23 protein-coding genes are annotated in these 20930 nt (G+C 41.2%); 16 read left to right on the forward strand and 7 right to left on the reverse strand.

Annotation, left to right across the window (positions count from 1 at the left end):
• The first annotated feature begins 22 nt into the window (after positions 1 to 22).
• From upp to AY606_RS14710, 3 genes are all read left to right on the forward strand, one after another.
• Positions 23 to 658: a uracil phosphoribosyltransferase gene (gene upp / locus AY606_RS14700; RefSeq protein WP_067870261.1), complete on the forward strand. Its 636-nt coding sequence runs from the start codon at positions 23 to 25 to the stop codon at positions 656 to 658.
• A gap of 85 nt (positions 659 to 743) precedes the next feature.
• Positions 744 to 1040, forward strand: a complete 297-nt coding sequence (locus AY606_RS14705) for a cold shock domain-containing protein (RefSeq protein WP_067870263.1) — start codon at positions 744 to 746, stop codon at positions 1038 to 1040.
• Positions 1041 to 1164: 124 nt separating this feature from the next.
• Complete coding sequence (locus AY606_RS14710; protein ID WP_067870265.1) at positions 1165 to 1893, forward strand: cold shock domain-containing protein; 729 nt, start codon at positions 1165 to 1167, stop codon at positions 1891 to 1893.
• A gap of 52 nt (positions 1894 to 1945) precedes the next feature.
• On the opposite strand, the gene gigC is transcribed toward AY606_RS14710, so the two are convergent.
• On the reverse strand, positions 1946 to 2830 hold the full coding sequence (gene gigC, locus AY606_RS14715; protein WP_067870267.1) for a LysR family transcriptional regulator GigC: 885 nt from the start codon (positions 2828 to 2830) through the stop codon (positions 1946 to 1948).
• An 85-nt stretch (positions 2831 to 2915) separates the two neighbouring features.
• Here gigC and AY606_RS14720 point away from each other — a divergent pair, with 85 nt between their 5' ends.
• A complete protein-coding gene (locus AY606_RS14720) occupies positions 2916 to 3677 on the forward strand; it encodes a ferredoxin--NADP reductase (protein ID WP_067870269.1) in 762 nt (253 codons plus the stop codon).
• A gap of 232 nt (positions 3678 to 3909) precedes the next feature.
• Here AY606_RS14720 and AY606_RS14725 read toward each other — a convergent pair whose 3' ends face one another.
• Positions 3910 to 4332 carry a hypothetical protein gene (locus AY606_RS14725; protein WP_067870372.1) on the reverse strand — a complete coding sequence of 141 codons (423 nt, stop codon included), beginning with the start codon at positions 4330 to 4332 and terminating at the stop codon, positions 3910 to 3912.
• Positions 4333 to 4820: 488 nt separating this feature from the next.
• Here AY606_RS14725 and AY606_RS16230 point away from each other — a divergent pair, with 488 nt between their 5' ends.
• From AY606_RS16230 to AY606_RS16340, 5 genes are all read left to right on the forward strand, one after another.
• Complete coding sequence (locus AY606_RS16230) at positions 4821 to 5096, forward strand: ethanolamine ammonia-lyase light chain EutC (protein WP_283234618.1); 276 nt, start codon at positions 4821 to 4823, stop codon at positions 5094 to 5096.
• Positions 5097 to 5154: 58 nt separating this feature from the next.
• Positions 5155 to 5502 (forward strand): hypothetical protein, encoded by a 348-nt coding sequence (locus tag AY606_RS14730; RefSeq protein ID WP_249409265.1) that lies wholly within the window; start codon positions 5155 to 5157, stop codon positions 5500 to 5502.
• Positions 5503 to 5729: 227 nt separating this feature from the next.
• Complete coding sequence (locus AY606_RS14735) at positions 5730 to 7679, forward strand: mechanosensitive ion channel (RefSeq protein WP_067870271.1); 1950 nt, start codon at positions 5730 to 5732, stop codon at positions 7677 to 7679.
• Positions 7680 to 7753: 74 nt separating this feature from the next.
• Positions 7754 to 7927, forward strand: coding sequence for a hypothetical protein (locus AY606_RS16335; protein ID WP_171255424.1), 174 nt, complete (start codon positions 7754 to 7756; stop codon positions 7925 to 7927).
• A 140-nt stretch (positions 7928 to 8067) separates the two neighbouring features.
• Complete coding sequence (locus AY606_RS16340; RefSeq protein WP_171255425.1) at positions 8068 to 8223, forward strand: hypothetical protein; 156 nt, start codon at positions 8068 to 8070, stop codon at positions 8221 to 8223.
• A 10-nt stretch (positions 8224 to 8233) separates the two neighbouring features.
• On the opposite strand, the gene AY606_RS14740 is transcribed toward AY606_RS16340, so the two are convergent.
• Positions 8234 to 9433, reverse strand: a complete 1200-nt coding sequence (locus AY606_RS14740; protein WP_067870273.1) for a BaiN/RdsA family NAD(P)/FAD-dependent oxidoreductase — start codon at positions 9431 to 9433, stop codon at positions 8234 to 8236.
• A gap of 55 nt (positions 9434 to 9488) precedes the next feature.
• Complete coding sequence (locus AY606_RS14745; RefSeq protein WP_067870275.1) at positions 9489 to 10370, reverse strand: 1-aminocyclopropane-1-carboxylate deaminase/D-cysteine desulfhydrase; 882 nt, start codon at positions 10368 to 10370, stop codon at positions 9489 to 9491.
• 310 nt (positions 10371 to 10680) lie between these two features.
• Between AY606_RS14745 and AY606_RS14750 the strand changes: the two genes are divergently transcribed.
• From AY606_RS14750 to AY606_RS14765, 4 genes are all read left to right on the forward strand, one after another.
• A complete protein-coding gene (locus AY606_RS14750; RefSeq protein WP_067870278.1) occupies positions 10681 to 10872 on the forward strand; it encodes an NF038215 family lipoprotein in 192 nt (63 codons plus the stop codon).
• A gap of 299 nt (positions 10873 to 11171) precedes the next feature.
• Positions 11172 to 11795, forward strand: coding sequence for a LysE family translocator (locus AY606_RS14755; protein ID WP_067870280.1), 624 nt, complete (start codon positions 11172 to 11174; stop codon positions 11793 to 11795).
• 396 nt (positions 11796 to 12191) lie between these two features.
• A complete protein-coding gene (locus AY606_RS14760; RefSeq protein WP_067870282.1) occupies positions 12192 to 12629 on the forward strand; it encodes an ABZJ_00895 family protein in 438 nt (145 codons plus the stop codon).
• Positions 12630 to 12701: 72 nt separating this feature from the next.
• Entirely contained in the window at positions 12702 to 13610 is a 909-nt protein-coding gene (locus AY606_RS14765) for a TIGR01777 family oxidoreductase (protein WP_067870284.1), read from the forward strand.
• On the opposite strand, the gene AY606_RS14770 is transcribed toward AY606_RS14765, so the two are convergent.
• Both AY606_RS14770 and hemB read right to left on the reverse strand, forming a co-directional pair.
• Positions 13607 to 14716 (reverse strand): NAD(P)/FAD-dependent oxidoreductase, encoded by a 1110-nt coding sequence (locus AY606_RS14770; RefSeq protein ID WP_067870286.1) that lies wholly within the window; start codon positions 14714 to 14716, stop codon positions 13607 to 13609. The two genes, AY606_RS14765 and AY606_RS14770, sit on opposite strands and share 4 nt — an antisense overlap.
• A gap of 18 nt (positions 14717 to 14734) precedes the next feature.
• Positions 14735 to 15748, reverse strand: coding sequence for a porphobilinogen synthase (gene hemB, locus AY606_RS14775; RefSeq protein WP_067870287.1), 1014 nt, complete (start codon positions 15746 to 15748; stop codon positions 14735 to 14737).
• Positions 15749 to 15854: 106 nt separating this feature from the next.
• Here hemB and AY606_RS14780 point away from each other — a divergent pair, with 106 nt between their 5' ends.
• The 3 genes from AY606_RS14780 to AY606_RS14790 all read left to right on the forward strand — a co-directional run bounded on the left by AY606_RS14780 (position 15855) and on the right by AY606_RS14790 (position 19333).
• On the forward strand, positions 15855 to 16352 hold the full coding sequence (locus tag AY606_RS14780; RefSeq protein WP_067870290.1) for a thioesterase family protein: 498 nt from the start codon (positions 15855 to 15857) through the stop codon (positions 16350 to 16352).
• Between the two features lie 287 nt (positions 16353 to 16639).
• Positions 16640 to 17791: an HlyD family secretion protein gene (locus AY606_RS14785; protein WP_067870292.1), complete on the forward strand. Its 1152-nt coding sequence runs from the start codon at positions 16640 to 16642 to the stop codon at positions 17789 to 17791.
• A 6-nt stretch (positions 17792 to 17797) separates the two neighbouring features.
• Positions 17798 to 19333 carry a DHA2 family efflux MFS transporter permease subunit gene (locus AY606_RS14790; RefSeq protein ID WP_067870294.1) on the forward strand — a complete coding sequence of 512 codons (1536 nt, stop codon included), beginning with the start codon at positions 17798 to 17800 and terminating at the stop codon, positions 19331 to 19333.
• A 75-nt stretch (positions 19334 to 19408) separates the two neighbouring features.
• Here AY606_RS14790 and glpK read toward each other — a convergent pair whose 3' ends face one another.
• A complete protein-coding gene (gene glpK, locus AY606_RS14795) occupies positions 19409 to 20893 on the reverse strand; it encodes a glycerol kinase GlpK (protein WP_067870296.1) in 1485 nt (494 codons plus the stop codon).
• Positions 20894 to 20930: the final 37 nt, after the last annotated feature.

Here is a 20930-nt window from a genome sequence, read left to right on the forward strand (position 1 = left end):
CTCATCTTTTAGGTGTCCTCCCGTGGCTATTCATGAAATCCGTCATCCGCTCATTCGACATAAACTTGGTTTGCTACGCCGTGCAGACATTAGTACAAAAAATTTCCGTGAGTTAGCACAAGAAGTCACCATGCTGCTGACTTATGAAGCCACTAAAGATTTGCCGGTATGTGATCAGGAAGTTGATGGCTGGAATGGCAAGGTCACAGTAGATCGTATTGTGGGTAAAAAAATTACCGTTGTGCCAATTTTACGTGCTGGTATTGGCATGTTGGATGGTTTCTTAAATCTTATTCCAAGTGCCAAAGTATCGGTTCTGGGTTTGGAACGTGATGAAAAAACTTTAGAAGCGCGTACTTACTATAAAAAATTAGTACCCGACGTTCAAAACCGTCTTGCGATGATTATTGATCCAATGTTAGCCACAGGTTCATCCCTGGTTGCAGCAATTGATGTATTGAAAGCAAGCGGCTGTAAAGATATTCGTGTCATGGTTCTGGTTGCGGCCCCTGAAGGGATTAAGCGTGTTGAAACGGCTCATCCTGATGTGATCATTTTTACTGCATCGATTGATGATGGTTTGAATGCAAATGGTTATATTGTTCCGGGTCTTGGTGATGCAGGCGATAAAATTTTTGGTTCAGTTCAAAAAGACTAATTTTTCAATTTGATCAGACAGGGGGCTTTTAAAGCCTCTTTTTTATATACTGTAGTAATAGCGTTTACAGATTAGAGTAAAGTTCATGAAATTAGAATATAGATTCGGCAAAGTATTCAAATATAATCCTGAAAAAGGATTCGGTTTTATTTCGATGGCAGGCGAAGATATATTTTTCCATATCTCAGATTTTGCCACCGCCACAGAGGTTGAGCCAAAACGCAATGAAAAAGTAAAATTTGTGCTTGAAGAAAATGGCGAGAAGCTGAAAGCAACACATATTGAGCGTGTTGATCCAAATCCAGCTAAAACCAAACAGAAAAAAATATTGGAACACAATGAAGCCATTTCAACAGCGTTGTTATCAAACTTCAAACGTTGATTGAATAAGTTTTCGTCAGCTAAGTGTTTTATTTAGAGGATTGAAATACTCATTAAAAAGTGCCCTTTAGGCGCTTTTTTTTATTACAATTCTCGGCATAGGATTTAAACAATAAGAGTGACTTATGTTTGTTGAGGGGAGAGTTAAAAGCTATATCGTAGAGCGTGGCTTCGGATTTATTAGCAGAGAGCATGAGTCGAAAGATTTATTTTTTCATATCAAGGATTTTCCCAATAAAAGTGTCGAACCTAAAATAGGGGAAAAGTTGAAGTTTCGAATAGTCGAAGATAACGGTAAATTCAAAGCCGATCAGATTGTTCGCTTGGATTTAAAGCAGAACACAGCAGCTTTAGAGTCGCAGTCACAACAACGTTCTTATAGAAATCATAGTACTTCGCCACGGTTTAATGAGCGTAGTCGCAAAGGACATATTTTCACAATTATTGGACTGATTATTATCGCTGTACTGGCAGTGTTGGTTTATAACAAATATCAATCTTATAGACAGACCCAGCAATTGAAAACCCAACAGTTAATGCAGGAACAGACCCAGATTGTGGAGCAGCAGCGCAAAGCTTTGGGAATTTTGCCAGATCAAATACTTTCAGAACAAGGACAAAAGAATCTAGATCACATATCTAGTCAATCATTGAGAACTGAAGTAATAAATGTTGCAGCAACAACGACTCCAGCTCAAGGGACAACTTCACCATTTAAATGTGATGGGCGAGAACATTGTAGTCAGATGCACTCATATGAAGAAGCTGTTTTCTTTATTAAAAATTGCCCCAATACCAAAATGGATGGAGATCATGATGGTATTCCTTGTGAGGATCAATTTGGTCATCACTAATAATTTTAAATAATTAAAAAAGCGCCTAAAGGCGCTTTTTTAATTGAATTTTTTATTCTTCGCAGAATTTTATAAAGGCTTTTAAACCCGGTCCTTGATACTTTTGGCGATGGACCAACATGAACAATGGACGGGTGAGTTGCCAGAACGGAGTTTCTAAAATGACCAATTGACCTTTTTCCAATAAAGGTTCAATGGCAAGCTTAGAAATACATGACATCCCAATACCACCGGCCACAATTTTAAGAATCGCTTCATTATGACCAAGGGTTAAACGGATATTGGCATCAGGTAAATCTTTAAGAATTGCATTATCAAAGACTTCACGTGTACCTGAACCTTCTTCACGTAAAATCCATTCTACGCCTGCCGCCTCAAAGTCAGCAGGGGTTAATGCGCGTTCAAGTTGCGCGAGTGCATGATTGGGTGAACAACATACTGCCAGTTCGTCATCCCGCCAAGGAATACATTGCAACTGCGGTAGGTGACATGAACCTTCAATTAAAGCCAAATCAAGCTGAAACTGATTCACAGCTTCAATCATTTGACGGGTATTGCCCACTTGAAGTTGTAAATGTGCCTGCGGTTGAATCTGTAAAAAATCTGCCATCAGGTCTGGAATCAGATAGTCACTGATGGTCAACGTTGCGCCTAAGCGTAGGTCAATACTTTGAAGTTCGCCTTTCGCAGCCTGTTCAAATGCATCACAACGACCTAAAATTTCTAATGCCTGGGGCAATAGATAACGCCCTAAATCATTTAATTGTAGACGTTTACCCAAACGGTCAAACAGCGGAGCACCTAAGCCATCTTCCAAATCGGCTAAAGCCATACTTGCAGCACTTTGGGTGAGTTTTACGGCATCACTGGCTTTGGTTACTGTGCCTTCTTGGGCGACTGCTACAAAAACAGCCAACTGGCGTAAAGTCATGCGCATGAATAGAGCCTTAACATTTAAAAAATATTAATAAATTATGTGGTCATGCTACCATGAGCACAGTCTTTCATGCCACGTTGAAATCATGTCAATTGAAAAATTTAGCTTAGAAAAAGTCTTATCTGTACACCGTTGGACCAATGCCTTATTCAGTTTTACCCTGACACGGCCTGCGCATTTTAAATTTACCGCAGGGCAATTCGCGCGTATTGGTTTAAAAGTGGGAGATGAACTGGTTGTTCGCGCTTATTCTGTGGTGTCGTCACCTTTTGATGAAACCCTGGAATTCTTTTCAATTGTGGTTCCCGACGGTGCATTCACCTCTAACCTGCAACATTTAAAAGTTGGCGATGAACTGTACCTAGAAAAAACACCCTATGGTTTTTTAACGCTGGCACGTTATCAATTGCCTTTACCTCAAGATTTGTGGTTGTTGGCAACAGGAACTGGCTTGGCGCCTTTTTTATCCATGCTGCAAGATTTTGAAACATGGTCTAAATATAAAAATATTCACTTAGTCTATAGCGTAAGAACAGAATCTGAACTGGCATATGTTGAGCGTATTCAAGAAATTGCAGAAACTTTTGGTGAAGGGCATAGTGGATTTAAATTCATCCCGATTATCACCCGTGATCCAAACGCAGCCTTACATGATCGTTTGCCTGTACTGATCGAAAATGGTGAGTTAGAAAAAGCAGTCGGTTTAGAATTTAATGTTGAAACCAGTCATGTGATGCTCTGTGGCAATCCGCAAATGGTCGAAGATACCAAAGAAGCATTAAAGGCGCGTGGTTTAACAATGAATCGCCGCGGTGAAGGGAATATTGCAGTCGAGAATTATTGGTAATAGCTTTTCAGTGCTGCTCCCTTTAAAAAAAGGGAGGGTGGCAGGGATTTAGATATTTTATCCCTGTTTGATAAAAGTGAGATTCTTACAAAAAGACCTCTCCCTTACGGAAAATATTTCTCATCTCCTAAAAAGGAGAGGGAATAAAGCTATTTCTTTATAAAAGAAAAGCTAAACAAACTATAAAAAATCCCTCTTGAATGAGGGAGATTTAAATCAAATTTTCTTATTATTAATGTACAAACATATCAATGTATTCACGAATTTCTTGGATCGCGGTTTCAACGTCCGCTGTAAGCCATGTTGGTTCAAACAGACCTGCATAATGTTCCAGACGATCTTGTGGAACCACCAAACGAATTGGGCATTCTTCTTCCAATAAACGCCAAGGAATAATCGGCACTTCATTGTCTAAAAAGGGTGCGATATTACGAATATCAATCACCATTGCATTGATACATTCAGGGAAAGGCATCACTGAAAACTCTTCGGTACGACGACGGAAATATTCCAGATCACCCCATTTAATCACGTAACTGGGTTTATTGAATTCAATAATCCCAATGAGATGTTCATCACGAGTGTAATGCAAGCAACATTGATGAGTGACATCAGTGTCCAAATCAAGCGTTACAGATTTCTGACGATACGCCATAAAGTTAAGCAGCATGAAAAACAAGGTGCATAATTATAGCTCATTTTAGCTATTTCATCACCTAGACCCAAATTCATCTTTATTTAAGATTAAAGATAAAAAATTATAATGATTTATTTTTGTCCTCAATCACTTAAACCGCTTTATGACCAAATTTTAAAATGGATATGACCTATGCGTGAATCTTTTATTTCAAAAAACAGATTAACTGGTCGCTATGTCAGATCTTAAAACGGTAATAAAAAATGCCCCCAATAAGGGAAAACCTAACAGAAAATTATTTTGTTCTAGATCAATTAAAAAAGTGCAGTCCGCTGGCGGCTTTTGCCAAAAATGATGGCTGCGGTGAGCATAATGATCTGCAATCAGGATTTAATTTTAGTCGCGAAAATAAGGAAGGGTGATCACTCAATTTTGTAACACCAGACAGTTGAAAGAACGATTTCAATCCGATTACAACCGCAGGTTTACATTATATTTCCGCCAGTATTCTCACTAATTCAAAACAGGATAATAGGGATGCCAAACACAATTGCATTTGCACTGTACCTCCTGCCGGTTTATCTGAATGGCTGGCGACTGAGCGTTGCATGGCATTGATGAGTCAATCTCGCCAACTCCAGTTTTCAGGCCTGCAGCTTAAAAATGAGCATGAAATAGTGGTTGAGACCATTATTCCATCTCAGCTAAAACATATTTTTAATGTGACAAGATTTAAGCCAAGTTTACATGTATTCACCATCTCACTATGCTTTTACACATAACTAAATTGTGGATATTGCTAGTATAAAAATATGAAAACAAGATAAAGCAGAGAAATATATGCCACATGATTTTAATAAACCGCCTCATGTAACCACCCAGGAAGAAAAGAATCAGAAAAAGCGTCTGCCTGTTTATATTTTAATTCTTGTGGGTGTGTTTTTTATTGCCTTACTGGCTTATATGTTTGCCGATACCAAGCCAGATGCGAACGATGCGCCTCCTGGACATCCTAATCCTTCAGCTGAACCCGCTACAGCGAACAATACCACCCCAACTACTGGAACTGCGACCGCAACTGATGAGGCAGTAGCCACGAATGTAGATACTGCACGAGAAGCGGGTGAAAGTGATGCAATTAAGAATGCTGCTGACAATGTGGGGGCTGGACGAAGTAACGGTAATTAATACAAAACTTTATTGTAATAATTTTAAAGCCTTAATCTGCAAAGATTAGGGCTTTTTTGCAATGTAATGTGCGCTTTTGTTGTATTTATGCTGATTTGTATTGAATAAAAAACACGCAAAATTTAAGGTTATTTTCAACCTCATCATATTAGGTATAAGACACTCAAATAACAGTGCAATTCCTACGCCTTCGACTTCAATAAGTAATAACAAGAGGAAATCACAATATGAATGAATATTTTTCTGGAGGCCCTAGAGGGAGAGGATTTGATACCATGTATTATTGGAATCAATTTCATCCTATTCTAGCTGCTGTCGCTATTTTATTGATTGGTTGGATTCTTGCTCTTATTATTGCAGCAGGGATTAAAAAAGTTTTAGAAAAACTAGGAACAAATCAAAGACTTTCAAGTACCACCGGACATCGCGCAAATATTGAAAGTATTGTATCTCGCATCGTGTTCTGGATCGTGATGATCATTGCGATCATCGGTGCATTAAATGTGCTCAATCTCACCAGTGTGAGTGGACCATTTAGCAATATGATTCAGCAATTCCTGTTGTTTATTCCACAACTTCTAGCTGCCGTGGCGGTTGGCTTTATTGGCTGGATTTTAGCCACACTGGTTAGAGCTGGCATGCAAAAAATGCTGGATCGCACTCAGCTCGATGAAAAACTGAGTGCCGATGTCGGCGTGAGCCCAATCAGTAAAAATATTAGTGATATTGTCTATTGGCTCATTTTATTGTTATTCCTACCAATTGTATTGTCTATTTTAGGTCTGAACGGTCTGTTATTCCCAATACAAAATATGGTCAGTGAAGTTGTTTCTTACTTACCTAATATCTTTATTGCCGTTGTTATTGTGTTTGTCGGTTATATTCTGGCGAAAATTGTACGCGGTATTATTGAAGGTTTGGTCGGCAGTTTAAATTTACAGCATGAAACACAAAAAATTGGTTTCTTAAAGAATTCTAATTTGCCCAAAGTATTAGGTTCTTTTGTTTTCGCTGTCATTATTATTACTTCCCTAATTATTGCATTTGAAGCCTTGGGTATTACTGCAATTTCACAGCCCGCAACTGCGATGCTGTATGAAATTATGAATGCCATTCCGCATATTATTGCGGCCGGTCTAATTCTGATTTTGGCTTATGTAGTCTCGCGCTTCGTGGCTAATTTGGTGGTTGACGTATTAGCCGGGACAGGGGTTGATGAATTACCTGCCAAAATGGATGCACAACGCTTTTTGGGAACGACCAAAGTATCGACAATTGTGGGATACATGATTGTCTTCTTTACCATGCTATTTGCAGTATCGGAAGCCGCAAACCGACTTGGATTTGAACAGGTCAGTGTACTGATTTCGATGTTTATCCAGTTCGGTGCCAATATTCTACTCGGTGCTGTCATCTTGATGATCGGCTTCTGGCTGGCAAATATTGTGGCAAAAGTCATTGAACGTGGTGAATATAACAGTTCACGCTGGTTGGCAAATCTGGTACGTATTCTGATTATGGGCTTAGTGATTGCCATGGGTCTACGTGCCATGGGTATTGCCGACTCTATTGTTAACCTTGCCTTTGGATTAACTTTGGGCGCAGTTGCAGTGGCATTTGCGCTGGCCTTCGGTTTAGGCGGTCGTCAGCCAGCCGAACGCGTGTTAACAGATTTAATTGATAAATGTAAGAAAGATGCCAAGGAACCTAATCCTTTACATCAGGACAATTCAGATCTCATGACCGCAACCAATGGTTCAGATTCAATCTCGGCCCATGCTGCGCAAGAATTTACTGCGCATGGTGGCGTAGATAAAGGATTTGATCCTTCAGTTGATAAATCTTCTGAATGGGGAGTGAATGGAGGAAGCACGCCTTTGGCAACCTCAGATCCGACAAAACCTGCGACAGAGAGTCGATTCCCATTCTCCAATCAGGACGGGGATAGTTCTCAAGTACAAAACAATTTGTCTAATCCGACACCTGCGTCACTTACGACCGCACCTCAGGATGATATAAAGAGTACAGATCAGGCAGTTCCAGATTCTATACGCATTGATCCTCAACAGCCGCCAAAAAATAATCCATTTGGGTCAACGGGTGAAGAAGAACCAAAAGTTGATATTCATACGGACAAAAACCCAAATAATCTCAATCCTAAGGATGACCATAAGTAATCGATTCAGTTGAGATGAAATCGACCACAATGATGTGGTCGATTTTTTAATTTAAGAATTAAAAGGAAATCATGATGTCAAAAAAAGAACCAAATAAATTTATCGCACCGATTGTGATTGCAGGAATTACCGCAGGCTTTTTTATCAGTGCTTATAGGTTTGTATTTGCTAAAGTCAAGCAAGCAGATGAACAGGGAAAAGGTGATTATTCGGTAGATAAATCACAAGAAAGAGAAAATGATAAATAACTAAAAATAATCGTTTTTCTTGGTTTTTTATGCTATTTATAAAATAGCGATTTCATAGAATATAAGCATTTAGATGAATGTAAATGAAATAGGGAGAGTCATACGAGGATGTATGAATAGTAATAATAAAGGAGATAATGATGTTATTGAGTAAACTTTTTAAGTCACTTTCGACTATGTTGAATGTTAATGAAACCTCATCTGATGCACGAGCAATTGCGAAAATGGATATCACAATTGCTCGTTTACAGCAGGCTAAACCGGCTGGTTTATTACAGACCGATTATTTAGAATAAGCTGTATTTTTTAAACATATTGCGATGCGGCATGTGCAGACGCCCATGCCCATTGAAAATTAAAACCGCCTAAATGACCGGATACATCGAGGACTTCGCCGACAAAATAAACGCCTTTTTGCTTTTTACTTTCCATCGTCTTGGATGAAACTTCTGTGGTATCTATACCGCCTAAAGTCACTTCTGCAGTACGATAACCTTCCGTTCCTGAGGGTTTAACTTCAAAAGTATGTAAGCGCTGAGCAATCTGTTCTATTTTATCATCACTTAAATTACCAATCGCCATATCTGCCGATTCAGCCCAGATGAGTGTTTGTAATTCCAGTACCACACTTTTCGGAAGATGCTCACTTAACAAAGTCCGAAGTAAGACTTTTGGTTGACTGGTTTTTTTTGATTTAAAGAAATCAATGAGGTCGATGTAAGGCAGAAAGTTAATATTAAAGCGTTGACCGACATCCCAATAATTAGAAAGTTGCAGCGAACTTGGCCCACTTAAACCACGATGGGTAAACAGCAAGGCTTCAGTAAAACTGTTTAAATCATTGGAGAGTGTCACATCCACTGCATTTCCGCTTAAACGGGTCGTGACTTCCTTGAATTGATCGGAAAAAGTAAAAGGCACTAAACCTGCACGGGTAGGGTAAACATGGTGCCCAAACTGTTTGGCAATTTCATAACCAATTCCTGAACCACCCAAGGTCGGCACAGATAAACCACCCGTTGCCACAACGACTGATTCAGCTTGAAAATAACCGGTTGAAGTCGTAACTTGAAAACCTTGCTCATCCACAGCCCTAACCGCTTTCACTTCACAGCTGGTTTTAATCTCCACCAAGCCGGTTTTATCGCATTCAGCCAATAACATGGCTAAAATTTCTTTGGCGCCGTTTAAGGTAAATAATTGACCGTGTTTGCGCTCTTCATATTCAATCCCGTGTTCGCACACCAAGCCAATAAAGTCCCAGTTGGTATAGCGGGTCAAAGCGGAAATCACGAAGTGCGGATTATGTGAAATGAAATTTTCAGGTTCGACATACAGATTGGTGAAGTTACATTTACCACCACCTGACATCAGAATTTTTTTACCCACTTTGTTGGCTTTTTCCAGTACCAAAACTTTACGACCACGTTGCGCTGCCATATATGCCAACATCAGACCTGATGCACCTGCACCTAAAACAATGACATCGTACTGATTTGTAGACATGGGACAACTCACGGGAGATAAAAACAAGGCATTATAGACAATTTTGCCCTCAATTTCAGGATTGATCTTGGCAAGGCAAACGACCTTGCAAGCCGCCAGTGTGAATAACCAAAATCCGTGTGTCTTTAGAGAAGTAATTTTGTTCAATTAAATCAAATAAGCCGATCATCATTTTAGCGGTATAGACCTGCTCTAGAGGAATATTGTGCTCGGCCTCAAACGACTGCATGAAGTGTAAAAGTTCAGGCGTGGTTTTGGCATAACCCCCACAGCAATAAGCATCGGTAATCTGCCAGTTTTTCTTTGATGTCCATTGTTGTATATCGCGTTGTAAAAAATCACCTTTGAGGGCTGAAAATCCAAGAATACGTTGATGAGCAGTACTCGCTTCAATAATCCCAGCAATAGTGCCACCGGTACCTACGGCACAACAGATCACATCATAATTTTGCCGGTCTTCGGCAGTTAAAATTTCTTGGCAGCCTCGAATGGCAAGGGGATTGGTTCCTCCTTCAGGAATCATAAAATGGTCAGGAAATTGCTTTTTTAATTCAGTAATGTATTCAGGTCGATCTTTTTGTCGATACTGTTCACGCGAAACAAAATGCAGTTGCATGCCAAACTGTTGCGCCGTGGCTAAAGTAGAATTTAAGGGGCTAGTTGCCAGTTCCTCACCACGAATGATACCTATGCTTTTGAAGCCAAATAAATAAGATGCATATGCCGTTGCCGCAATATGATTGGAATAAGCTCCGCCAAAGGTCAGGACTTTATCTAGACCTCGCTGTTGAGCTTCAAGAAAATTGTATTTTAGTTTAAAAAATTTATTGCCAGAAATTTGCGGATGAATTTGGTCTAATCGTTTCACAGTCACCGTGACTGGACTATCAAGATTAAGTTTTTGGTAGGCCACTGACTGTGCAATCTGAGCAAACATTTCATCACGATTCCTGATTATTTAACCGTATTGTACGCAAAATATTTTTATCTAGAGTCATATTATTTGCTTGAGCGCATGGGTCTACGCAGATTGCTACAGCGCTGGATGGGGGAAAGCCAGTTAATTTTATAACTCCGTTGATTGAAATAAAATTTGAAGCAATATTTACAGAAATGGTCGATTTTCGGTCTATGCTTATTAGTAAAAATATCTGAACCGATTGAATTTTAAAAATAAAAAAATGATTAAAAAACATACATTTATGCTAAGCTAGAAAACATAACAACTATGAAAAAGAGGATACATGATGAAAAATCTATCCATGGGTATATCTGTTTGCTTACTCTTGTTGCTAGCAGCATGTGAGGCAAAAGATGAATATAACAAGCCGAAAACCCAAGTTCGAACCATGATTATTGGCGGTATGCCAGTTTATGACCAGGACTACCGTCTCTCACAACTTAATGCTCGCGAAAATAAGCCAGTGGCTCAACAGTAAAAGATTAGAAAATAAGTAGGTATCTAGGTCATATTTATCAAAATTTGAATTAGATGCCTTTATTTTATGAACACGGTTTACTGTTTAACTGCTTAAAAAATAAATATATATTATATATTTATCTAATGCTTCTAAGCTGTAGCCTAGATAAGAATTGAATCAAATTAGAGTTTGTATTTTGGATCTGTCTAAAATTTGATTATAGAATCAATCGCAAATATAAAATTGTTAGGGTAATAAGAATCTAAACCACGTAGAATTGGTGCACAAATTTCCCGTATGATTTAAGGTAAGAAGCATTGGAATCGTTATTGATATTAGGCTCAATTACTTTGGCTTTAATGTTGGGCGCAATTAGCCCAGGGCCAACGTTTATTTATGTGGCTAAAAATTCAATTGCGATTTCACGTAAGCATGGTCTATTTACTGCTTTGGGTACAGGGACCGGTGCAGCGATATTTGGCTTACTTGCTGTGATGGGTTTACAAGCTGTTTTACTCGCTGTGCCATCTGCCTATTTAATTTTAAAAATCTGTGGCGGGATATATCTGCTGTGGTTGGCTTTTAAAATTATTAAGCATGCCAAAGAACCGATGGATTCAGCAGATACCTCAGTTCAACCGATGAGTTATAAACAGGCCTATCGTTTGGGTTTAATCACGCAAATGAGCAATCCCAAAATTGCGATTATTTTGGCCAGTATTTTTACGGCACTTTTACCCCAGGATATTCCTGCTTATTTTTATGTGGTTTTGCCGGTGCTGTGTTTTTTTATTGATGCAGGTTGGTATTCATTGGTGGCAGTCGCTTTGTCAGCTGAAGGTCCACGAAAAGTTTATTTAAAATCTAAAGCTGTATTTGACCGTATTGCGGGTGGGGTGATGACTTTACTTGGTTTGAAACTCATATTTGGAATGAAGTAATTTGCTCATTATGAGTGAATGAAATCATTTTATTATTCTTATAGTGTTTTCAAGCATCAGGTGTTTAGTTTAGCTAAGCGATATCTAAGATAAAAAAATATACAGTAGAAAATAAAAGACCGACGATTCGAGTGATGATGAAATCGTCGGTCAAAAAAATCTGTCGCAAGTTTTAGCTTGGGCTGCTGTTCCGTACTAAAACTTGAAACTAAGTTTATTGCTTTAGGAAAAGTTCACCGAAAATATTGTGGATGCCGGTACAAATTAACGGATTTATGAACTTCTTACCCTATATAACGCCGAGGTTTACAGATTGGTTGACAATAAAATGAAAAAAAACTCATTTTTTTTTATAATAAGAGTTCTTATGGTAAATTCGGTCGTCAAAATAATCTAATGAGTAAATATTTCTTAAGGTTTTTTATATATTTAGTTCTATTTACTATGCTTGCAGGGATTGTTGCGGGTTTTTTACCGAATATAGTAGGACAAGTTTTAACAGCATTTCCTTATCTGATTGCGATGATTTTGGTGTTGTTTAAATTTATTCGTAATGAACAGCGCGCGCCGACACAAATGGAACGCAACAGATTCAGCTTAATTTTTGTTTTGATTTTCTTTTTATATAACTATGTGTTTGCTATTTTTGGGCCGTTGATCTTTAATTTTAGCCAATCCGGTATCTTTGAATTATGGCTGAACTTTGTCTCGCAAAGTGAGTTTCAATTGATGCTCATCTCACGCTTACTCATTTTCATGATTCCATTTTATCTCATCAGCTTTTGGTTTTATGGTAAACAGGCTGATCGTATGGCGAAAAAAATGTTTGGCTAAGATAAATTGCAATACGCTTGAATTAAAAATGAGCCTATCTTATAGATAGGAATAATAAAATGAGGTGGTCGAATGCTAAAAGAAAATGTACTGGTGACAGGTGCAAGCGGTTTTATTGGTTCGCATCTACTGCCTTATTTATTGGCGCGTGATTATGCGGTGTTTGGGCTGACGCGTCAGAAAAACAAAATTTCCAATCATCCCGATCTCACTTGGGTTCAGAGTCTTGATCAGATTAAAACCGATCGCATTGATTATGTGATTAACCTGGCGGGTGAAAATATTGGCCAGGCGCGTTGGACAGCCACAAGAAAGCAGCAACTCATTGCCAGTCGGGTTGAAATGACCCATCAGCTGTACCGATATTTAGAAAAAAGACAGATTTTCCCGAAACGTATTATCTCCGGTTCTGCAGTGGGCTATTACGGTATTGATCCGACCGAACAATGGTCCGCAGTGTGTACTGAACAGTCTGCACCACAATCTATTTTTATGTCGCAACTGTGTCAGTTATGGGAACAAGCTGCACTCAGTTTTCAGCAACAAAACACTAAAATCGTGCGCTTCGGAATTGTGTTGGCCAAAAAGGGCGGTATTCTTCCACGCATGCTGTTGCCGATTAAACTAAATATGGTGGGACGAATCGGACATGGGCGGCAACCCGTGGTGTGGGTGCATGTTCAAGATGTATTGCGCGCGATTGAATTTCTCATGTCAAAAGAAACTGGCTCACAAATTTTTAATGTAGTCTGTCCAGAAAAAATGACCCAAGGGCAATTTGCCCAAACCGCTGCACTGCAACTGCATCGTAAACCTTTATTCTGTTTACCGGCTTTTGTGTTGAAGGGGATGCTGGGTGAACAATCGCAACTGGTTTTAAACGGTCAATATGTACAACCGAAAGCACTCTTAGATGCCGGTTTTGAGTTTAAATATCCCACATTAAAACTGGCTTTGGCCGATATTTTAGCGAATGGTTAAATTTCAGATTTTAATCTCTGCGTACTAAACGCAGTTGGGTCTATAAATGTAGGTTGCTCAAGCATGAGCTGTCTTAATAAACGTGCCGAGGCAGGCCCCATACAGAGGCCATTACGGAAATGTCCAAAATTGGCCCACAGGTTATCAAAATCCGGCATTTTCCCGATATAAGGCACACCCGTAGGTGAGCTTGGTCGAAGTCCTGCCCACTGTTTCACAATCGGAAACTGTTCAAGTTCCGGCACTATCTCCAGACAGGCTTTATAAATATGCTGTTGGGTTTGCATATTGGGCCGATGTTCAAAACCCAGCTCATCCATACTGGAACCACAGACCACATGTCCGTCCTGACGCGGAATCAGGTACATTACTTTATTCATGCAGATGGTCGGCAACCACTGTTCAGGGGTTTTAAACAGCAACATTTGTCCCTGAACCGGGTTGACCGGAATAGTCATATTCAATTGTTGCGACCAGTGCGCGGACCATGCACCGCTTGCAATGACGATCTGGTCGGCCTGAATCTGTTGACCGGATTGGGTCTGAACAGAGGAGACACGCTGCTGTTGAATATGAAAATGATCCACCCAGGTATTCTCATAGAACTGTACGCGCGGATGCTGTTTTAAATAGCCGATAATAGACTTGAGCAGCCGTGGATTACGGATATTAGACAGCTGTGAAAAATACAGCGCCTGACTAAATTGCTTGGAAATATGCGGATTGATCTGCTGCAGTTGCGGCTGTTGGAGAAGCTGGCATTGCTGCATCGGTTCATCAAACTGCTGGGCATAACGCTGTCCGATGTCAAAATCACTTTCATCAAAAATCAGCATGCCAGTATTATGGATTTCAAAATCAATCCCCGTGACCGGTTCTAATTTCTTATTCCATTTTAAATACAGTGACTTGCCATATTGCGCCAATTGATTCACGGCGCGTGGATAGCGCCAGGGATACATGGGCGAGAGAATACCGCCACCAGCCCAGGAAGCCGCTTTTCCCGCTTGCTGCTGATCGAAAATAATGACGGAACATCCCTGTTCCACAAGCTCTAAAGCGGACAGTAGACCGCTAATACCTGCTCCAATAATGGCAATTTTCATCGCTGGCGTCACTAATCCTTAGTTCATGTTTTTCAGTTTAAGCGCAGCTTCTTCAGCGAAGTAAGTCCAGATGCCATCGGCACCGGCACGGCGGCAACTCATCAGCGATTCAATAATCACATCATCCGATAACCAGCCATTTTGAATGGCACCGGCCAGCATTGCGTATTCACCGCTGACTTGATAAACGAAAGTGGGTACACCAAAAGTATCTTTCACTTCACGCACGATATCCAGATAAGGCATACCCGGTTTCACAATCACCATGTCTGCACCTTCCTGAATATCCAGTGCAATTTCATGCAGAGCTTCAGCGCGGTTGCCGATATCCATCTGGTAATTGTATTTGTTGCCACCTTTAAGGTTGCTTGATGAACCCACGGCATCACGGAAAGGGCCGTAGAAGCTAGACGCATATTTGGCCGAGTACGCCATGATACTGGTGTAGATATGACCATTTGCTTCAAGCGCAGTACGAATCGTACCAATACGGCCATCCATCATGTCACTGGGTGCAACCACATCTGCACCGGCTTCGGCATGACTTAAAGCCTGTTTAATCAGACATTCAACCGTTTCATCGTTTAAAACATAACCGGTGTCATCAATAATGCCGTCTTGACCGTGCGTGGTATACGGGTCAAGCGCGCCGTCAGTGATCAGCACCATTTCCGGCAATTCTTTTTTCAGCAGGCGAATGGTGTTTTGAACCAGGCCATTTTCATGCCAGGCCGCTTCAGCAGTTAGGCTTTTGTCTTGTTGTGGGGTTACCGGGAATAAAGCGAGTTTAGAAACCCCCAATTCAAGCAGGCGTTCTGATTTTTTTAACAGCAGGTCGGCAGAAAGTCGCTGAACCTTCGGCATACTTGGAATATCTTGGGTCTGGTTTTGCCCCGGAAGTACGAATACTGGGGAAATGAGATGATCCGTCGTCAACTGGGTTTCACTTACCATAGACCGTAATTTGTCATTTTTTCGAATTCGGCGCATACGAGTGGCAGGAAATGCAGGGCGATTGAACGTATAAGTCATAACAATCTCAATGATCAGTATTAAACTATGGCTATTGTAGCCCTAGAATCAAATTTTGGGGCAAAAGTTGATAGCTATTTCTCAAATTAAGGTATTCGGGCAGACTATGACGCAAGTAGAGAAAAATTGGACCGGCAACATACATTTAGGCACGAAAGTGGATATTGATGTGGTCCTGAAGCAGTTGTGTCATGCATTCAATAGTTCTCCTTACTTCAAACATAACGAGATGGTCATGCGTGTCGTAGATGAAGAAATTGAAGCCTATATTGAAATGCAGCCTTTCATGATTGGCAATGTCGCCTTTCAAATTTTACACGGCGGTGTCGCAGCAACGATTCTGGATAGTATTGGTGGTATTGTTGCGATGGGCGAGTTATATAAAAAAGCAGAAGCGAATGACTTGCCGGATACCATTAAAAAGGTGACGCGTTTAGCAACTGTGGATATGCGGGTCGATTATTTGGCCCCAGGTCGTGGAAAATATTTTATTGCCCGTGCTGAAACCTTACGTTTAGGACGCAAGGGCTGCACCATGCGCATGACTTTAATCAATGATGAAGACAAGCCGATTGCCACTGCGATTGCTTCTTATGCTTATTAAGTTTAGTTTAAGCTTGGTAATTTAAACTGCAAAGAAGTGAATTAAATATTCGGCATTGAATGAAAATTCAGTGCCGAAATCATTTTTAGAAACTGATGAGTTATATTTTATTATCGCATCATGATTTTTTGTCATTAAAATATATTATCAATATTAAACAAGAAATGACTTTCTCATCGACACCCTCTCATGACATTTATTTGTCTTGCATAGCTGTTCGTTTCAGATCAATCAGAACGACATATATGATGTGTAATGACCAAGTCTGCTGGATTTAGGAATAATCGATGACAGATGCGCAAAATACCCTGCCAGAAACACAGCCAGACAAAGAAATTCCGGACCCTGCTGCAAAAGCAAAACGCAAGAAAGCCTTAAGCATTGTCGCAGTGATCTTTATTATTGCAGTGATTTTATATGCAATCTGGGCATTATTTTTAAATCATTCAGTCACTACCGATAATGCCTATGTGGGTGCAGAAACCGCTTCGATTACCTCAATGGTAAATGGTCAGGTTGGGCAAGTTCTGGTCAGCGACACGCAGCAGGTTAAACAGGGTGATATCTTGGTTCGGGTGGACAATCGTGATGCAGAAATTGCGGTTGCACAGGCGCAAGCTGAGTTGGTGAAAGCAAAACGTCAATACAAGCAGACCCAAGCCAATAGCAGTGCATTAAATTCACAAGTGTTTGTCAGTGATGATGGTATTCATAGTGCAGAAGCACAGGTGGCTAAAGCACAGGCTGAATTTAATAAGGCGCAGGATGATTTGGCGCGTCGTAGTAAATTAAGTGCATCAGGTGCAATTTCCAAAGAAGAACTCAGCACTGCACAAAGTGCCGTGAACAATGCTCAAGCCGGTTTGGATTTGGCTAAAGCCGGCTTGGCTCAGGCGCAATCCAGTCAAAAAGCGGCACAAAGCACTTTGGCTGCAAATGAAGCGCTGATTCGTGGAAGTAATGAAACGTCGACTCCGGATGTGCTCATTGCTCAAGCAAAACTGAAACAGGCATTGCTGGATTTGGAACGTACTGAAATTAAAGCGCCGTTTGACGGCGTAATCACCCGCCGTAATATTCAGGTGGGGCAGCGTGTTGCTGCAGGCAGCGTGTTAATGATGCTGGTGCCGATTCATAAACTGTATGTCGATGCCAACTTTAAAGAAAGTCAGTTGGCAAAAGTGCAACCCGGGCAGAAAGCCACACTAACTTCTGATTTATATGGTGATGATGTTGAGTTTCATGGCACAGTGGTTGGCTTTTCAGGTGGTACAGGTTCAGCATTTGCCTTAATTCCTGCGCAAAATGCGACAGGTAACTGGATTAAAGTGGTTCAGCGTTTACCGGTGCGTATTGCACTTGATCCTAAAGAACTGGCCGAACATCCTTTACGGGTAGGCTTGTCGATGGAAGCGAAAATTAACCTCGCTTCCAAGTAGTCGCTTATGAATAATAGTAATTACGTACCATTTGGCGACCTGAAAGGCGGACGCCTGATCCTTGCTGCCTTTGTGTTGGCTTTGGCCAATTTTATGGTGGTTCTGGACATGACCATTGCCAATGTCTCTGTGCCGCATATCACCGGCAGTCTGGCAGTTTCCAGTTCTCAGGGGACTTGGGTCATTACCTCCTATGCGGTTGCAGAAGCGATTTGTGTTCCGCTGACCGGATGGCTGGCAGGGCGCTTTGGTGCGGTGCGGCTGTTTGTGATCAGTCTGATTGGCTTTACGGTTTTTTCTGTTCTGTGTGGATTATCCACCAGTCTGGAAATGTTGGTCTTTTGCCGAATCGGACAAGGCCTGTTTGGTGGGCCGATCATGCCGCTCAGTCAAACCTTGTTGATGCGTATTTTTCCTCCGGAAAAGCAATCGCAAGCCATGGGAATGTGGGCAATGACCACTGTGGTTGGGCCTATTCTTGGTCCGATTTTGGGTGGGATGATTAGTGATAATCTGTCCTGGCACTGGATTTTCTTTATTAATATTCCAGTTGGAATTTTCTGTGCGATTGCTGCATTGCGCTTGTTAAAACCTGCGGAAACATTAATTTCAAAAATCAGAATTGATACCATTGGACTGTTTTTACTGATTTTATGGATTGGCGCATTACAGCTGATGCTCGATCTTGGACATGAAAATGACTGGTTTAACAGTACCTTTATTTGTGTCTTGGCCGTGATTACCGTATTCGGATTAATTCTGTTTATTATCTGGGAAATGACTGACCAGCATCCGGTCGTCAATATCCAGATTTTTAGATATCGCGGCTTTACCTTCTCGGTGTTGTCTTTAGCCTTTGCCTTTGGGGCATTCTTCTCCAGTATTGTACTGATTCCGCAGTGGGTACAAATCAATTTGGGTTATACCGCCACCTGGGCCGGTTATCTCACTGCGACCATGGGCTTTGGTAGTTTGCTCATGTCACCGATTGTGGCAAAAATGGCGACCAAATATGACCAACGGATTTTAGCCAGTTTTGGTTTGAGCCTTTTGGCAGTAGTGACCTTGATGCGTGCTTTCTGGACGACGGATGCCGATTTTATGGCATTGGCATGGCCACAAATTCTGCAAGGCTTTGCTGTGCCATTTTTCTTTATTCCTTTGTCCAATATGGCACTGGCTTCGGTACAGCCACATGAAATGGCATCTGCTGCCGGCTTAATGAATTTCTTGCGTACCATGGCGGGGGCAATCGGTGCTTCCATTGCCGTAACGCTTTGGGATGACCATGCCAAAGTTGCACGTAGTGAAATGGTTTCCAACTTACATGTGGATGAAGTACAAAATACCCTGATGCAAACGGGAGTGAGTTCACAAGGGGCACTGGGCTATATATCAAGTCTGGTCGATAAGGAAGCTTTAACTTTATCAGCCAACCATGTATTTTTGATTTTAGCGATGGTTTTTGTTTTTGCAGCTTTAATTGTCTGGCTTGTACCAAGACCCAAATTAGGTATGGGGGGCGGTGGTCATGCACATTAATGCTCCTCACCTAAGCCATAAAAAAACCGCTGAATTTTAGCGGTTTTTTTATGGCAAAGAATAGTGCAGCTCACCTTATATATCTGATTGTGTTCGTCTTAAAGCGGTTTGCCACTGAGCTAAACGACTTTGGCGTTGATCTGTATTCATATTCGGTTCAAAGGCACGATCCAGTTGCCATGATTCTGAAATTTCTGACAAATTGGAAAATACACCGGCTTTTAAACCTGCCATCGCCGCTGCACCCCATGCAGTCGATTCCAGCATTTTAGGACGCAGTACTGGAACATTTAAAATATCCGCCTGGAATTGCATCAGCATATCATTGCGACTGGCACCCCCATCTACGCGTAATTCTTTTAAAGGATGGCTAATGTCTGCCTGCATAGCCATCAGCACATCAGACACCTGAAAAGCAATCGATTCTAAGGCTGCACGCGCGATATGACCTTTATTGGTTCCGCGAGACATGCCGCAAAGCAGGGCACGCGCTTCACTGTCCCAATGCGGTGCACCCAGTCCGGTAAAGGCAGGCACCAGAACAACGCCGTCAGTATCTTTCACTTGGCAAGCCAGTGCTTCAACTTCGCTGCTGTTTTGAATAATACCCAAACCATCACGTAGCCATTGCACAATGGCGCCTGCCATAAACACGCTGCCTTCCAGTGCATAGCTTGTTTGATTTTGGCATTGCCAGGCAAGTGTGCTGAGTAATTTATTTTGGCTAAATTGCACTTGATGACCGGTATTAAATAGCATGAAGCAACCGGTTCCGTAGGTATTTTTTGCCGTACCTACATCAAAACAGGATTGACCAAAAAGCGCAGATTGCTGATCGCCTAAAATCCCGGTAATCGGGATATTGGCACCCAGTAAACCGGTGGCAGTATCAGCAATATAGCTGTCGGATGAAATAATTTTGGGTAAAACTGAATGAGGAATATTAAACAGCTCAAGCAGTTCTTCATCCCACGATTGAGTTTGCAGGTTCATCAACATGGTACGTGAAGCATTACTGGCTTCAATCACATGTTCGGCACCTTGGGTCAAGTTCCACATGAGCCAGCTATCAACTGTACCAAAAGCCACATGGCCTTGTTGGGCAAGTTCACGTAAGCCGTCTACATTTTCCAGTAACCATACCAGTTTCCCTGCACTGAAATAGGGGTCTATACGTAAACCGGTTTTATGCTGAATTTTATCGAGTAAATTTTGTTGGCTGAGTTGGTTGCACCATTCGGTTGCGCGGCGATCTTGCCAAATAATGGCAGGAGCGAGTGGCTTACTATTACGCTTGTCCCATACTACTGTGGTTTCGCGTTGGTTGGTCAGCCCAATGGCTTTAATGTCTTTGGCAAGAATATGAGCAGAGGCCAGTGCTTGTTGCACCACAGCAATTTGCGTGGTCCAGATTTCTTGCGCATCTTGTTCAACCCAACCCGAATGTGGTGTCTTGATATGGATCTCGCGTTGAGCAGTTGCCTGAACTTGTCCATGTTCGTTAAAAATAATCGCACGACTAGATGTCGTCCCCTGATCGAGTGCAAGTAAATAGCTCATAATTTTTTCTTTTAATCGGCTTGAAAAGTAAAATATT

Source organism: Acinetobacter sp. SFB (assembly GCF_001647545.1).
In the GTDB taxonomy this organism is placed as follows: domain Bacteria; phylum Pseudomonadota; class Gammaproteobacteria; order Pseudomonadales; family Moraxellaceae; genus Acinetobacter.

Excerpts from the sequence above, each read along its gene's own strand:
- AY606_RS14770 (WP_067870286.1), bottom strand. The coding sequence starts at position 14,716 with ATGAAAATTGCCATTATTGGAGCAGGTATTAGCGGTCTACTGTCCGCT.
- AY606_RS14780 (WP_067870290.1), top strand. The coding sequence starts at position 15,855 with ATGACGCAAGTAGAGAAAAATTGGACCGGCAACATACATTTAGGCACG.
- hemB (WP_067870287.1), bottom strand. The coding sequence starts at position 15,748 with ATGACTTATACGTTCAATCGCCCTGCATTTCCTGCCACTCGTATGCGC.
- AY606_RS14725 (WP_067870372.1), bottom strand. The coding sequence starts at position 4,332 with ATGGCGTATCGTCAGAAATCTGTAACGCTTGATTTGGACACTGATGTC.
- AY606_RS14790 (WP_067870294.1), top strand. The coding sequence starts at position 17,798 with ATGAATAATAGTAATTACGTACCATTTGGCGACCTGAAAGGCGGACGC.
- AY606_RS14765 (WP_067870284.1), top strand. The coding sequence starts at position 12,702 with ATGCTAAAAGAAAATGTACTGGTGACAGGTGCAAGCGGTTTTATTGGT.
- gigC (WP_067870267.1), bottom strand. The coding sequence starts at position 2,830 with ATGCGCATGACTTTACGCCAGTTGGCTGTTTTTGTAGCAGTCGCCCAA.
- AY606_RS14705 (WP_067870263.1), top strand. The coding sequence starts at position 744 with ATGAAATTAGAATATAGATTCGGCAAAGTATTCAAATATAATCCTGAA.
- AY606_RS16335 (WP_171255424.1), top strand. The coding sequence starts at position 7,754 with ATGTCAAAAAAAGAACCAAATAAATTTATCGCACCGATTGTGATTGCA.
- AY606_RS14735 (WP_067870271.1), top strand. The coding sequence starts at position 5,730 with ATGAATGAATATTTTTCTGGAGGCCCTAGAGGGAGAGGATTTGATACC.
- AY606_RS14745 (WP_067870275.1), bottom strand. The coding sequence starts at position 10,370 with ATGTTTGCTCAGATTGCACAGTCAGTGGCCTACCAAAAACTTAATCTT.
- glpK (WP_067870296.1), bottom strand. The coding sequence starts at position 20,893 with ATGAGCTATTTACTTGCACTCGATCAGGGGACGACATCTAGTCGTGCG.
- AY606_RS14785 (WP_067870292.1), top strand. The coding sequence starts at position 16,640 with ATGACAGATGCGCAAAATACCCTGCCAGAAACACAGCCAGACAAAGAA.
- AY606_RS14760 (WP_067870282.1), top strand. The coding sequence starts at position 12,192 with ATGAGTAAATATTTCTTAAGGTTTTTTATATATTTAGTTCTATTTACT.
- AY606_RS14750 (WP_067870278.1), top strand. The coding sequence starts at position 10,681 with ATGAAAAATCTATCCATGGGTATATCTGTTTGCTTACTCTTGTTGCTA.
- AY606_RS14740 (WP_067870273.1), bottom strand. The coding sequence starts at position 9,433 with ATGTCTACAAATCAGTACGATGTCATTGTTTTAGGTGCAGGTGCATCA.
- AY606_RS14710 (WP_067870265.1), top strand. The coding sequence starts at position 1,165 with ATGTTTGTTGAGGGGAGAGTTAAAAGCTATATCGTAGAGCGTGGCTTC.
- AY606_RS16340 (WP_171255425.1), top strand. The coding sequence starts at position 8,068 with ATGTTATTGAGTAAACTTTTTAAGTCACTTTCGACTATGTTGAATGTT.
- AY606_RS14720 (WP_067870269.1), top strand. The coding sequence starts at position 2,916 with ATGTCAATTGAAAAATTTAGCTTAGAAAAAGTCTTATCTGTACACCGT.
- AY606_RS14730 (WP_249409265.1), top strand. The coding sequence starts at position 5,155 with ATGCCACATGATTTTAATAAACCGCCTCATGTAACCACCCAGGAAGAA.